The organism is Streptomyces sp. NPDC088246 (genome assembly GCF_044741025.1).
In the GTDB taxonomy this organism is placed as follows: Bacteria; Actinomycetota; Actinomycetes; order Streptomycetales; family Streptomycetaceae; genus Streptomyces.
In genome coordinates this window covers 1-12,498 of sequence record NZ_JBIURV010000103.1, presented here as the reverse complement: position 1 = coordinate 12,498, position 12,498 = coordinate 1, and the positions used below count along the sequence as shown (strand labels likewise).

Below are 12,498 nucleotides of genomic sequence, written 5' to 3'. Positions count from 1 at the left end.
ATGGTCAGCAGGCTGACCGCGAGCCCGAGTCAAATCGGGCAATACCTCCGCCCGAAACCGCCCGCGGCAGCATGAAACGGTACCGAACACCCTCTAAGAACACATCGCCATCGAGGGCCTGGTCGTCGGCGCCGTCACGGGTCTGGTGGGCTCCGGCGGCGGCTTCCTCGTCGTGCCCGCACTCGCGATCCTTGGCGGACTGCCCATGAGCACCGCGGTCGGCACCTCACTTCTCGTCATCGCCATGAAATCCTTCGCCGGACTGGCCGGGCACCTCTCAAACGTGCAGATCGACTGGGGCCTCGCCCTGGCCGTCACCGCGGCGGTCTTCGGCGGCAGCCTCCTCGGCGCGCGCCTCGCCGGCCGCATTCCGCAGGACACCCTGCGCAAGGTCTTCGGATGGTTCGTCGGCATGGGCATCTTCGTCCTCGCCCAGCAACTCGACACCGCCATCTGGACGGCCGTAGCGTCGGCTTTGCGGCGTCTCGTCGATGGGCAGGACATCGACTGTGACCAGGTCGCTGCAGCCGTGCGGCCCCGGATGATCGTCCGGGAGTCGGCGTGACACCGGATCCGTGATGCCACGGTGACGGTGTCCAAGGCCGTCGGCGCTCGACTTGCCAGGTGGTGACTCAAGGAGCCACCACCAGGCGGCCGTCTGCTGGATTGCCGTCAATCTGGCGTAGAAGTCGAGGCCTTCCCTCTCGCCCTGCTTCCGGAAGTCAGCCGGCAGCGGTCGGGCCACGAGGCCAGGACCTGGCGCAGGCTGGTGAATGCCGCGCTGTTGACCTGGGCCGCCGGGCACACAGATGTTGGTCCTGGTGTTCGTCGGCTGCCGATCAACGGTCGTGGATCGAGCCGTTGTTCCCGGCAGGATGCGGTGAAGCCGGTGGCGAGATCGCCGAGGCGGTGCCAGCGGTGGATCTCCGGCCGGTCCGCGCGGCATCTGGTGTGCCTTCCGGCGCTCCGGCGCTCCGGTGTGATTGAGGGTGGTGGTCCGGCGCTCGCCGGAGTGATGCGCTCGCTCGAAGGTGTGAAGGTGAGTCGGGTCGGGACAATACCCGGTGTACCGGACCTACGGTCGGGATGTGACGGTTCTTGGGGCGGGGCCTGCTGGCGCGGGCGGTGTGCGGGCGGGTGAGGAACGGCTGGCGGAGGCGGCGTCGGTGGTGCTGATGCAGCCGACGACTCTGTGTAATCTCAACTGCTCCTACTGCTATCTGCCGGACCGGAGAGTGTTGCGGCGCATGAGTGTGGAGGTCGCCCAGGCAGTGGCGACCGGTGTCCGGACATGGGCCGAGAAGCGCCCGGTAGCCGTGGTGTGGCATGGCGGTGAGCCGCTTGCCGTGGGCCCGGCTTATTTCAGTTCTCTGGTGGCGCCGTTCGGGCCGGGCGAGAGGCACGCGGTGACACATGCGGTGCAGACCAATGCCACGCTCATCGACGAGGCGTGGTGCGAGGTGTTCGCGACGGTCCCAGTCCGGGTGGCGGTGAGCGTCGACGGCCCGGGTGAGGCGAATGCGGCCCGGGTGGACTGGGCGGGGCACCCGAGTCTGGAGCGGGTCATGAGCGGGATCGGGATGCTGCGCCGGGCCGGGATCGCCTTCAACGTGATCGCGGTGGTGGCCGATGTGGCTCCGGGGGCGGCCACCGCTGTGTACCGATTCGCCTGTGAGCTGGGCTGCGACAGCCTGGGGGTGAATCTGGCCGAGAAGAAGGGCGTGTACGGAGGTAGGCAGGAGTCCAAGGACGGGATCGTCGCGTTCTGGCAGGAGCTGGCGGCCTGCTGGCAGACCGATCCCCGCATTCGGGTCAGGGAGCTCGACCATGCCTACACCCACATCCGTGAGGAGCTGGCCGGCACCGCCGCTCTGCGTGCTGACCGTCTGCTGATGCCGCTTCCGCTGGTGGCCTGGGACGGCGGCTTCCTCCCGATCGGCGCGGAACTGGCGGGCTTCCGCTCACCTCGCCATGGCCCCTTTTCTGCGGGCAACGTCCTGGACACTCCGCTGGCCGTCCTATTGGCCCGCGCGCACGAAGTGCCGTGGGTCGCCGAGGCCCTCGCAGGCGTGACCAACTGCCGTGAGCACTGCAACTACTTCGCCTACTGCCGCGGCGGTCAGGCGGCCAACAAGTATTTCGAGACCGGCCGCCTGGACGGTACCGAAACCGCGTACTGCCGCACCAGCAAGATCAACCTGATGGAAGGAATCCTGCGCCATGCCGAACGTGCCTGTGCCTGACAAGGTCATGGAGAGCACTGCCCCGCTTGCCGAGCGCATCGAGGCCTGCCGGGATTCGCTCGCCCGGGCCGCGGCCCAGGCCGGTGAATGCCACGAGACCGCGAGCATCTTTGGCTGGGATTACGGTGTGCCCGGCTACGACAAGATCGGTGGGGCTGCCTGAACCGATTTCACCTTGGTGCCGCCTCCGCGGTAGAGCCGGCGGTGCGGCCTGACCACCCTGTTGAGGCGGCACCGGTGAGCGATCGTCACGTCCCAGGACCGGGTATGGAAGGACAACACTGTGGCTCCCGGGCCTGTGTCGTGGGAGGCGACGAACCCGCGCGGGACCAGCTCGGCACCCGAATGGCGGACAGTCTCGGCCGAGCGGGGAGGAGATCGCGCTCGTTGGGGGTCTACTCCAGGACGTCCCGACAGTGTTCTCCGCGTGGCGCGATGGCGATGCCGAGGGCCTGCATCAGCACGTCCGCGTTGTCGCCCCCGGCGGTGCCGGCCTGGCCATCGCCAGCATGGGCCGGGCACCGGGAACCCCCTACGCTCGCGAGATCGAGCACACGCTCGCCACCACCGAGACCGCGAAGCTGCTCACGTTGCCGTTCCTCCAGCCCGACCAGATCGACTCCACCGTTTACGCCTACGCGCTGTCCAGCGGGCCAACTCGCTGCGGGTGCAGATCACCGCCGCGTGGGACAAGCGCGGTGCCCGGCTCAACGCCGTCAGCCCCGGCGTCGTCATCACGCCGCTGGCCCTGGACGAGCCGTCCGGGCCGCGCCGTGAGTGGTTCGAGCATGTGGGCGAGGTGTCGGCGGCCGGACGGTTCGGCACGTCCGACGAGGTTGCCGAGGCGGCCGCCATCCTCCTCGACCGCCGGGCCGGCTTCATCACGGGAGCCGACCTGTTGATGGACGGCGGCGTCGCCTCGGCCCTGGGCACCGGCGAGCTGACCACCCCCTGACCGCGCGCTCTCACTCCGAAAGAGCGGCTGAGAGGTGCTGGTCGGCGGCCCAGGAGGCGAGGATACGCAGCCGCTCGCCGAACTTCTGACCGATTGCGAGGCCTACCGCATCCCCTTCACCCCGGAGAAGAGAAGCGCGCCCCGCCTACTGCTCCAGCGTCTGGCCCCCGTCATCCCGCCGGGCCACATCCTGGTGTGCGTGCAGCCCCAGCCCGATTCCACCCGTGCCCTCGGGGGTACTGCTCGAGATGGTGCACCGTACGCGTCCCGGCCCTGCGCATCAATGGATGGCTCCCGACCCGGACCACGGCGACCCCGGAGAGCGCGACCGGGGTCAAGGTTGCAGCGGGCGGATAGGGAAAGGCTGGGGCATGGACCTCAACGAACTCCAGCGCCGCGCCCTGCACATTCATGACCTCTACGACGAGCTGAACCTGAGGGAACGTGGCCGCGTGTGGACACGCGAGGAGTTCATGCTCGGCTTCGTCGGGGACGTCGGCGATCTGGCAAAGATCGTCATGGCACAGGAAGGCGCCCGCGACATGCCGGGCGGCCGTGCCGCTCTGGAACACGAACTCGCGGACTGCCTGTGGTCCGTGCTGATCCTCGCGCACCGGTACGACGTCGATCTGAACGCCGCGTTCCTGCGCACGATGGATGGACTCGACCAGTCGATCACCGCGCGAGGAAGACGCGATGCCGAGCCCACGTGACCGTGGCCAGGGATTACGGAATGGGTCACGTGGCTGGGTCGTGTGGTCGGGCACCTGCCGCGAGAAGCACGGCGATCGTCTCGGGGTAGGGCCCGGTCATCGCCCATTGAAGCGGCGAACGGCCCATGCCGTGATCTTCGTGGAGATTGGGATCGGCGCCGTGGGTGAGGAGTGCACGCACCGTTTCGGTATGGCCCCAGCATGCGGCCGCGCAAAGGGGCGTGCCTTCCGTGCCGCGTCCGCTTTCGGTGTTGGGCAAGGCCCCGGCTGCCAGTAGACAGAGGACGTTGTCGGCGGCTCCGCTGACTGATGCGGCGTATAGAGGCGTGGTGCCCTCGGTATTGCCGGCCTGCGGGCAGGCCCCGCTCTTAGTAGAGCGTTGATCTGAGTGGTGTCGCCGAGTGTCGCCACCTCTACGAGACGCTTTGACAGTTTCTTCTGCCGCCGTCTGTTCACGATCGCTAAGCCTTGATCCACCGAGGGGATTTGAGAGTGGTTTTTTTGATCGGTTTCGGGTCGGGTGGCCGGGTGAGGGCAGGTTGTGTCCGCTGGTCTGCCCAGCTTTTCCACGGTTCGGTTCCGGTCAGGCCCTTGCGGGCGGGGCGGGCAGGGGCTGTTCGTATCAGTCGGCCGGTCCGTGGGCGGTGGAGAACAGGTGTGTCCAGGCGTGCTGCCAGGGCCAGTTGTGCGGTAGGTGCAGGGTGATGCGGCGGGCGGAGCGGGCGATCCGGGCCGGAACGTGGACCAGGTGGGTGCGGATCGTGGCGGTGGTGGCCCTGGCGTGGAAGGCGGAGGCCTGTGCGCCGGTGGCCCGCAGCAGGTTGTAGGTCATCGCCCACAGGGTGAGCCATGCGGCGTTGGCGTTGAAGTGTGCGGAGGGCAGGTGGGCCAGGGCGGAGGCTTTGCTGTCGGCGACCGCCACGGGATGCCGGTGCGGACCCGGAAGCGTATGCCGTCGATCAGCTGCCGCCGGGTCCATGTCGGTGGCTGGCCGGGCTTCTTGCCCTTCGGCAACAGCGGTTCCAGCGCGGCCCATAGCTCGTCTGTCAGATCTCTACGCGCCACGAACCGAGATCATCCCACGATCAAGATCCACTTTCGATACACGCCCTAGCTTGACTCTGTCGGTGATCTTGGGGTTTCCCAGTGCGCGAGCCTGATCGGCGGGCATGCTCAGTGCTGTTTCGAAGGCCGATACAGCTGCCGAGGTGTCCGTTGTCGCTCCATCCCCGCTCCGGTGAGCAAGTCCCGCCTCTGACCGCCCAGATCGCACGGGCAAGCAATCCGGCCGGTACGACGGCGATGTGGGTCAGAGACCGGCTGGACGGGTTGTGGTGCGACGAGGACTTCGCCGGCTGGTATCCGCGCGACGGGCGTCCCGGGCTCTCGCCTGCCCAACTGGCCACCGTCTGTGTGCTGCAGTTCCTGCTTGGTCTGTCGGACCGGCAGGCAGCGGAAGCGGTCCGCTGCCGCATCGATTTCAAGTACGCCCTGGCCATGGAGCTGGACGATCCCGGCTTCCACCACAGCGTGCTGGCCGACTTCCGCGAGCGCGTCGCACAGGACGACCGCGCCGACCGACTCTTGGATCTGGTGCTCGCCCGTCTGAAGGAGGCCGGCCTCGTGGGCGAGCGCACCACGCAGCGCACCGACTCCACCCACGTCCTGGCCGCGGTGCGCGACCTGACCCGGCTGGAACTGGTCACCGAGGCAGTCCGTGCCGCGCTTGAAGAAGTGGCCCGCACGGCTGGGCATCTGCTGATCGGCCTGGTCGACGAGGACTGGGGGCGCCGCTATGGCCGCCCGGTCCGCCTGGGCAAGAACCCCACCCGGCCCAAGACCAGGATCCTCGCCGCCGGCAACGACGCCTGCCGACTGCTGGAGCGACTCCACCGGGACGGGTCCGCCTACCGGCCCGGCCCACAAGCCGAGGCCCTACGGCAGATCGTGGTGCAGCACTACTACCGCGACACGGCAGGCCGCCTGCGCTGGCGCACCACCGACGACGGCGGTCTGCCGCCCTCCTCCTCGGCAATCGTCTCCCCCTACGACACCACGGCGCGCTATGCCCGTCACGGGCACATCATCAGTTGGAAGGGGTTCGCCGCGCGTGTCACCGAGACGTGTGCCTCCGACAGCGCCAACGTGATCACGGACGTGGCCACCACGTCGGCCGCTACGAACGACGGCCAGGCCCTGCCCGGTATCCACAGCCGCCTGGCGCGTCGCGGGCTGCTGCCTGCCGAGCACTTGGTCGACGGCGGCTACACCTCTCTGGTCCACCTGGAACGAGCCGCCCGCGAACACCAGACCACTGTCAGCGGGCCACTGCCGGGCAACCCCACCCGTCAGCACCGCAGGAACGAAGGCTTCGACCGGGACGACTTCCACATCGACTTCGACCGCCGACAGGTCACCTGTCCCCGGGGCCAGGTCAGCAAGGGCTGGCACGGCCCCTACCCGACCTCCTCGCCCACCGCGGCACCCCTGATCGTGGCGCGGTTCACCAAGAGCCAGTGCCAGCCGTGTCCGGACCGCCCTCGGTGCACCAGCTCCCGCGACGGCGCCCGGAACGTGGGCTTCCCTCCACGAGAACTCCGCGACCTGCAAGTCCGCGTCCGCACCGAGCAGCAGACACCCGAGTGGAAGGCTCGCTACGCGGTCCGCTCCGGCGTGGAGGGCACCATCAACGAGTTTGCCCACGGACACGGCATGCGCCGCTGCCGCTACCGAGGACAGCCGAAAGCCCACCTGCAACACGTACTCACAGCCATCGCCGTGAACATCGAACGACTCAGCACTCGGTCAGTGACCCAGGAAACCCCTTCACCGAGACCGCCGACCGCCTTCCAGACCTTCCTGGACCAGCAGGGAATTCCCCGATCGAAGTCCTGGCGCACCCTCGGCACCTAACCTCGACCATCCAAGATCACCGACAGAGTCAAGCTAGTTGACCAGGGCGTAGTCCCGGTTGAGCCGTGTGCGTTGGTGGAACCAGCGTGATCGGGCTTGGCGACGGCTTCTTTGGCGGCCCGCTCGATCGTCGCGCGCCGGGCCTCCCAGAATGCCGTGTCGCGCTGCGGATTTGCGTATTCGGCCGCTGTCCCTGTGGAGCCGTCGAGCTGTTCGCGCAGGATATCGGCGTGTCCGGCGTGCCGGCTGGTCTCGGTGAGCATGTGTACCAGGATGTTGAACAGCTTCACGTCAGGGCGTGGCCACCAGGGCACGTGGCCGGGGGAGTCGATGGAGAGGGCGGTGATCGTCGCGTCTGAGTGTTCCCATACGCGACGGTAGCGGTCGATGATTTCCTCGCGCGTCTCGTGCTCGGTCGCCCACGTGTCGGCGCCGCGCTCGGCGGCGTCGTCCCATCGGGGCAGGGGCTCGGGGAACGGCCGGTCGAAGACCTCGCCGAAGTACCTGGACTCCCAAGTCGCCAGGTGCTTGACCAGGCCGAGAAGGTTGGTTCCAGTCAAGGTCAGGGGTCGGCGGATGTCGTATTCGGGCAACCCGTCGAGCTTCCACAGCATCGTCTCGCGGATCTCACGCAGGTCGCTGTGCAGGTACTCTTTCGCGAATTCATCGATCACGGCCACGAGCTTGCCATGCGCGGTCGGTGGGCTCAATCGGCTCGTGCCGACGAGGACACGTGCCTCAGGGCTGCTGGGTCGTCATTTCTTTGCTGGGAGGAGGGGTTCCTGGGTGGTCTGGAGGCGGTAGGACTCGGTGCCGGTCTGGACAAGGGTGCAGCGGAAGGTAATCCGGTCGGCGATGGCCGCGCAGAAGCGGGCGTCGGCGAAGGTCTTGTCCCACTCGGTGAAGGGGAATTCGTAGCGATTGCGGTGGCCTTGCACTCCTCGCGTCCGGTGAAGATCTGGAACAGCATGCTTGGGGCGCGAGAAACGGGCCAGCCGCAGGAGCCGCTGCTGGCGGCGCACGTCGCGGTCGGCAAGCTCGACCTGCAAAAGGTCGAGGAGGAACTGCTTGTAGGTGGCCTGCTCGCGGTGGGCGCTGCTGGCGAGTTCGATGAACCGCTCGCGAAACGCGGGCAGCTTCAGGTCCCGGCATGCCTCGTCGATGAACATGTCCTCCGGGTCGCCCGGCAGGGACACCCTGCTCTGCCGGATTCGGCCGCAGTCCTGGTCCGCGTCGTGGTCGGTGACGGTGATGGCGCGGGGCATGCCCCCTGGCCTTTCTGGTTCTGGCTGGTCTCGCGGGTGGTGACCAGGTTCAGCAGCCGGTCGTACTTGCTCATGCCGGGCAGCGCCGTGCGTGGATCAGGCGGCAGGCGGCGCGCGTGCAGCGAGATCACCCTCGCCCCCGGCCGCCTCCTGGCCCGCACTCTCGCCACCCGCGTCGTGGGCCGGTCCGTCGTCGGTGAGAGTCCGGCGTCCTCGTCGTCGGTGCTCTCCATCGCCTTGCGGGCCTCGATCGCGACGAGGTCGGTGGACATCGAGCCGAACCGAGCCGATCCGAAGACAGGTCGCCACGGCCTTTACCAAGGAGAGACTCGGCAGGCATCTGACGGTGCAGCAGCGGGACCTCGATCAGCATTCGGGTGCCCTCCCGGTCCCCGGCCTTCTGCTTGACCGCAGCCCAAAACGCCTCGTGGACCTTCGTGAAGCCGCCCTCCCCGCGGGCCTGCGCCAGTGCGGAGGCGCCGCTTCCCGACCGGGAGCAGCGGCTCCCGACCTGATCCGCAGGTCCTGGCATGAGTGTTGAGCAAGGAGGCCACCGGTTATCACGAACTGTCGTTGGACAGCTTGAAGAAGATCCGGCGCGGTGGTTCCTCCGGCGTAGCGTGACGGGTACACGCTGGTAGACACCCTGCGTTGCGGTGGGCGCCGGAGGGGGGTGTGCGGGCATGCCTCTGCCCGGACCGGGTGCCGTGCGACACCGGCGTAGAATGCGGAGGTGGATCGCACAACCCCAGGGCCCGTTGTCCCGGAGCTTCCGCTCCAGGAACTTGAGTGTTTCTCCGTGCTGGTTCATCAACTCCATTTCGGCCGCACGGCCGAAATCCTGGGCGTCACCCAGGGACGCGTCTCCCAGCTGATCAAGCGCCTGGAGAACCGGGTGGGTGCTCCGGTGTTCGAACGGACCAGCCGCCGGGTAGGGCTGACCGATCTGGGGCGAGTGCTGGCCGAGCAGGTGGTGCCCGCCTTCCGCCAGCTTCGCGAGGGTTTCGACGCCGCCCGGGCTGCGGCGACGGACCGGCCTATGCGCGTGGGATTCCAGTGCGCCGTGTACGAGCCGGTCGCCAAGGCGATCGCGAGCCTTCCCGAGGGTTCCGCCCAACTCGTCGAACTCTCCTGGGGGGACCCGTTCTCCTGCCTGATCCGGGGCGAGATCGACGTGGCCATCGTGCTCTCGCCCTGCCGCGAGAAAGGCCTCCGGCTCATGCTGGAGTTCTCGCGACAGCCGATGTATCTCGCCGTCTCCACCGCGCACCGCCTGGCCGGTGAGTCGAGCATCTCCGCCGGCGAGCTGTCGGAACTGGCGCTGATCGAGCCGCGTGGCCCTGCCCCCGACTACTGGCGCCAGGTGAATGCGCCGAAGCGGACACGGAACGGGTGCGAGCTGACCTACTCGGCGGGCGCCAGCACGATTCAGGAGGGGCTCTCGACCGTGGCCAGCACCCGCCTCGGTCTGCTTCTGTGCCGAGCGAGCACGAGGTACGCCCCGCGGCCGGACATCCGCTACCTGTCGGCTCCCGACCTGGAGCCGACCACGCTGCTCATCCTGCAGAGCGAACGGAAGCAGCACGGCCTGGCCGACAGGTTCGTCGAGCTCTTGGTGAAGAACGTGGGCTGAAACGCCGTTGCCGTGCCGGCCGTGAGCGGAGCTGGTCCGCCCGCCAGAGTGACGTACGTTCGGATTGGTGGTTGTCCGCCCAGGGCAGCAGACAGACCGTCAATGGTCGGCGGCATCCAGCTCCGGCCGCCGCTCGCGTGGAGTCGTCGGGCGAGGCCGCGAGGCGGCAGCGACGATCAGCCCGGCCGCCGTGATCAGCGCCGCCGAGAGCAGGACGGCTCGGTTTCCCGCACGGTCGATGACGAGCCCGCCCGCGAACGCGCCGAGAGCGATGCTTGCGTTGAACACGCCGGCCCACAGCGCGGCCGATGCCTCGGTACGCGCGGGGTCGGCCGTGCGGACCCAGGTCTGCGTCGAGACCGAGACCCCGCCGTACGAGGCGCCCCAGACGACGAGCGCGATCAGCACAGTGACAGGGCTCGCGGTGGCGAACGGCAGCACTGCTGCGGCCAGTGCGACGCCCGCCAGGGCAGTCGTCACAGCCTCCTTCGTGTAACGGCCGGCCAGGAGGCCGAGGGTGAAGTTGCCGGCGACGCCGGCCAGGCCGTAGACCAGCAGGCAGCTCGCGATCAGGCCGGCGCTCATGCCCGCGTCCAACTCAAGGACCGGGCGCACGTACGTGTAGCCGGTGAAGTGGCCGAGCACGACCAGCCCCGTGATGGCCAGCCCGGTCGCGACACCGCGGTGTCTCAGCGTGTCGACGATTCCGTCGAGGCGGCTCCGCTGGTGAACCGGGAGGGCCGGAAGCGTGAGGACCAGGACGCCGGTGGCCACGGCACCGACGAGTGCGAGTGCCCAGAACGTGGCACGCCAGCCGAGGAGCGCCGCAAGGAGGGTACCTAGCGGCACGCCGAGCACCGAGGCGATGGAGACGCCCGAGAAGATCAGCGTGGTGGCAAGCGCGATTCGTGGTCCGTCGACGAGTCGCGGGCTCAGTCCTGCAGCGAGTCCCCACACGACGCCCATCGCAATGCCGAGAAGGACCCGACCGGAAGCCAGGACCAGGAAATTGGGCGCGATCGCGGTCAGCGCATTCGCCAGTGACAGCAGAACCATGAAGGTGACGAGCACCCCCTTGCGATCACGGAGCCCGATGAGCGCCGGAACAAAGGGGGAGACGGCTGCGGCGATGATCCCGGTGATCGTCAGGGAGAGGCCAGTGACACCGTCGGAGACGGAAAGGGCCTCCGACATGGGCGTCAGCAGACCCACCGGCATCATTTCGGAGGACACCACGGTGAACGTGCCGAGTGCCACGGCGATGACCGGTGACCAGCGAGGTGCGCCGCTGTCGGCTGTGGGGGGTGTGAGAGCTTCCGCATTTTTCATATGGCCAGCTCACCACCCCCTTTTGCGGCCGAACAAGATCGATGATCTCATCCACCCATTACCCCGACTCATCGATTGGGGGAACCGGGCCTGTTCGGCGATTCCGGGTTCGACCACCGCCTGCGCGGCCACGTTTGTGTTCTGTACCGGGCATGCGGGCTCCGGTCCTCGCCGTCGGCGACGGTGCACTCGGCTTCTGGAACGCCCGAGCGGCATGAACAACCGCCCCTTCACCGGCCTGCTGCGAATACCCAGTGGCGGGCCCTGCTGCCGGCGGTGGAGATCGCGGCATGAACATCTTCCTGGAGTCCGATCGGCTGGTGCTGCGCGCGTTCACCGAGGCCGACGTCGACCATCTGTTCGCACTGGACAATGACCACGACGTCATGCTCTTCATCAACGGCGGCCGGCCGACGAGCCGCGAGGTGATCCGGGCACAGACCTTGCCCAGGCTCCTCCACGACTACCCCTGCTTCGGGACCCGCGGCTACTGGGCCGCGGAGGAGAAGGACACCGGGGTCTTCCTGGGCTGGTTCGAATTCCGCCCCCTGGACGAGCACAGCCCCGCCGCGGTGGAACTCGGCTACCGGCTGAACAAGGCCGCCTGGGGCAGCGGATACGCCACCGAGGGATCACGGGGCCCTGATCCGCAGGGGGATCACGGATCTTGGGGTGAATCGGGTGACCGCGAACACCATGACGGTCGACGCGGGATCCCGGCGTGTGATGGAGAAGGCGGGGCTGTCGTTCCTCCGTAACTTCACTGGGGACTGGCCGGAGCCGATCGAAGGCTCCGAGCACGGCGAAGTCGAGTACGAGCTCACCCGAACCAAGTGGGAGCAACGTACGTAGGAGTCAGCCGTTCAGCACGAAGGCCAGCGGTTCCGCTCCGAACAGGCAGCCTTACCCTCAGGCGATCCACAACTCTTGACAATTACTCGCGTCACCTCTCTGACACGCCCTATGGCAAAGCCACTGGGGCGCCCCGAAGTTTCCGGACAGGGACCCAATAGGGTTGCCCTGAACCGGAAACGAGGAAGTAGTGGCACCACCGAGCAAGTACTCGCCGGAGTTCCGTGAGGAAGACTTCACGTGAGCCGAGTACGTCTGCGGCAACTGCGCCACAGCCGAAGACGCCACCCAACGCACCTGGCCGCTGGGGCAGGCAAGAACGACGCCAACATGCGACAGGCGGCCGGGGTTCCGTTTCCAGGGGACACGGCGGTCGCGCTCTGCATCGTCTGACCTCCGACCCAGCCGGAAGTCGGGTAGGGGCTGGCGGACCCCAGGGCATGCCGGGCATCACGGCGCGTCCGCGGAGGACGATCGCGGCTGCTTGCTCGATTTGGGTCGGGCGTGTACGAAACTTTGTGTAAGTCCTCGACTTTCACTTCGTGTTGAGCCGGTCCTCGAAGAAGAGTGAGAACTGGTTCAGTGCCTTCTTCCA

11 protein-coding genes and 3 pseudogenes are annotated in these 12,498 nt (G+C 67.8%); 8 read left to right on the top strand and 6 right to left on the bottom strand.

Going from position 1 to position 12,498, the window contains the following annotated elements:
• Positions 1–100: 100 nt before the first annotated feature.
• The 5 genes and pseudogenes from ACIPEK_RS45265 to ACIPEK_RS45245 all read left to right on the top strand — a co-directional run.
• Positions 101–463 (top strand): annotated as a pseudogene (locus ACIPEK_RS45265) (sulfite exporter TauE/SafE family protein); the annotation flags it as partial.
• Positions 464–1,088: 625 nt separating this feature from the next.
• Entirely contained in the window at positions 1,089–2,243 is a 1,155-nt protein-coding gene (gene amcB, locus ACIPEK_RS45260; protein WP_402008618.1) for a cyclophane-forming radical SAM peptide maturase AmcB, read from the top strand.
• Positions 2,221–2,406, top strand: coding sequence for a hypothetical protein (locus ACIPEK_RS45255; RefSeq protein WP_402008616.1), 186 nt, complete (start codon positions 2,221–2,223; stop codon positions 2,404–2,406). Before amcB ends, ACIPEK_RS45255 begins: the two co-directional genes overlap by 23 nt.
• Positions 2,407–2,910: 504 nt before the next feature.
• The gene (locus ACIPEK_RS45250; RefSeq protein WP_402008614.1) at positions 2,911–3,198 is read left to right on the top strand and encodes an SDR family oxidoreductase; all 288 of its coding nucleotides are present in this window, start codon (positions 2,911–2,913) and stop codon (positions 3,196–3,198) included.
• A gap of 371 nt (positions 3,199–3,569) precedes the next feature.
• Positions 3,570–3,911: a nucleotide pyrophosphohydrolase gene (locus ACIPEK_RS45245; protein WP_383079590.1), complete on the top strand. Its 342-nt coding sequence runs from the start codon at positions 3,570–3,572 to the stop codon at positions 3,909–3,911.
• Between the two features lie 25 nt (positions 3,912–3,936).
• Here the strand turns inward: ACIPEK_RS45245 and ACIPEK_RS45240 are convergent.
• The 3 genes and pseudogenes from ACIPEK_RS45240 to ACIPEK_RS45230 all read right to left on the bottom strand — a co-directional run bounded on the left by ACIPEK_RS45240 (position 3,937) and on the right by ACIPEK_RS45230 (position 4,976).
• Positions 3,937–4,367 (bottom strand): annotated as a pseudogene (locus ACIPEK_RS45240) (ankyrin repeat domain-containing protein).
• Positions 4,368–4,533: 166 nt separating this feature from the next.
• The gene (locus ACIPEK_RS45235; RefSeq protein WP_402008612.1) at positions 4,534–4,833 is read right to left on the bottom strand and encodes a transposase; all 300 of its coding nucleotides are present in this window, start codon (positions 4,831–4,833) and stop codon (positions 4,534–4,536) included.
• Positions 4,740–4,976 carry a transposase gene (locus tag ACIPEK_RS45230; RefSeq protein WP_402008610.1) on the bottom strand — a complete coding sequence of 79 codons (237 nt, stop codon included), beginning with the start codon at positions 4,974–4,976 and terminating at the stop codon, positions 4,740–4,742. The genes ACIPEK_RS45235 and ACIPEK_RS45230 overlap by 94 nt, the downstream gene beginning before the upstream one ends.
• Before the next feature lie 150 nt (positions 4,977–5,126).
• Here ACIPEK_RS45230 and ACIPEK_RS45225 point away from each other — a divergent pair, with 150 nt between their 5' ends.
• Positions 5,127–6,824, top strand: a complete 1,698-nt coding sequence (locus ACIPEK_RS45225) for an IS1182 family transposase (RefSeq protein ID WP_402008608.1) — start codon at positions 5,127–5,129, stop codon at positions 6,822–6,824.
• On the opposite strand, the gene ACIPEK_RS45220 is transcribed toward ACIPEK_RS45225, so the two are convergent.
• Together ACIPEK_RS45220 and ACIPEK_RS45215 are read right to left on the bottom strand one after the other, a co-directional pair.
• Positions 6,821–7,498, bottom strand: a complete 678-nt coding sequence (locus ACIPEK_RS45220; RefSeq protein WP_402008606.1) for a DinB family protein — start codon at positions 7,496–7,498, stop codon at positions 6,821–6,823. The two genes, ACIPEK_RS45225 and ACIPEK_RS45220, sit on opposite strands and share 4 nt — an antisense overlap.
• Positions 7,499–7,579: 81 nt before the next feature.
• The gene (locus tag ACIPEK_RS45215; protein WP_402008604.1) at positions 7,580–8,089 is read right to left on the bottom strand and encodes an ATP-binding protein; all 510 of its coding nucleotides are present in this window, start codon (positions 8,087–8,089) and stop codon (positions 7,580–7,582) included.
• Between the two features lie 733 nt (positions 8,090–8,822).
• On the opposite strand from ACIPEK_RS45215, the gene ACIPEK_RS45210 reads away from it, so the two are divergent.
• Positions 8,823–9,722, top strand: a complete 900-nt coding sequence (locus ACIPEK_RS45210; RefSeq protein ID WP_402008602.1) for a LysR family transcriptional regulator — start codon at positions 8,823–8,825, stop codon at positions 9,720–9,722.
• 99 nt (positions 9,723–9,821) lie between these two features.
• Here ACIPEK_RS45210 and ACIPEK_RS45205 read toward each other — a convergent pair whose 3' ends face one another.
• Positions 9,822–11,051, bottom strand: coding sequence for an MFS transporter (locus tag ACIPEK_RS45205; protein ID WP_402008600.1), 1,230 nt, complete (start codon positions 11,049–11,051; stop codon positions 9,822–9,824).
• A 290-nt stretch (positions 11,052–11,341) separates the two neighbouring features.
• On the opposite strand from ACIPEK_RS45205, the pseudogene ACIPEK_RS45200 reads away from it, so the two are divergent.
• Positions 11,342–11,903 (top strand): annotated as a pseudogene (locus ACIPEK_RS45200) (GNAT family N-acetyltransferase).
• Positions 11,904–12,498 lie beyond the last annotated feature (595 nt).

Bases quoted from the DNA above. Each gene is read 5' to 3' on its own strand.
- ACIPEK_RS45255 (WP_402008616.1), top strand. From the start codon at position 2,221: ATGCCGAACGTGCCTGTGCCTGACAAGGTCATGGAGAGCACTGCCCCG.
- ACIPEK_RS45205 (WP_402008600.1), bottom strand. From the start codon at position 11,051: ATGAAAAATGCGGAAGCTCTCACACCCCCCACAGCCGACAGCGGCGCA.
- ACIPEK_RS45215 (WP_402008604.1), bottom strand. From the start codon at position 8,089: ATGCCCCGCGCCATCACCGTCACCGACCACGACGCGGACCAGGACTGC.
- ACIPEK_RS45245 (WP_383079590.1), top strand. From the start codon at position 3,570: ATGGACCTCAACGAACTCCAGCGCCGCGCCCTGCACATTCATGACCTC.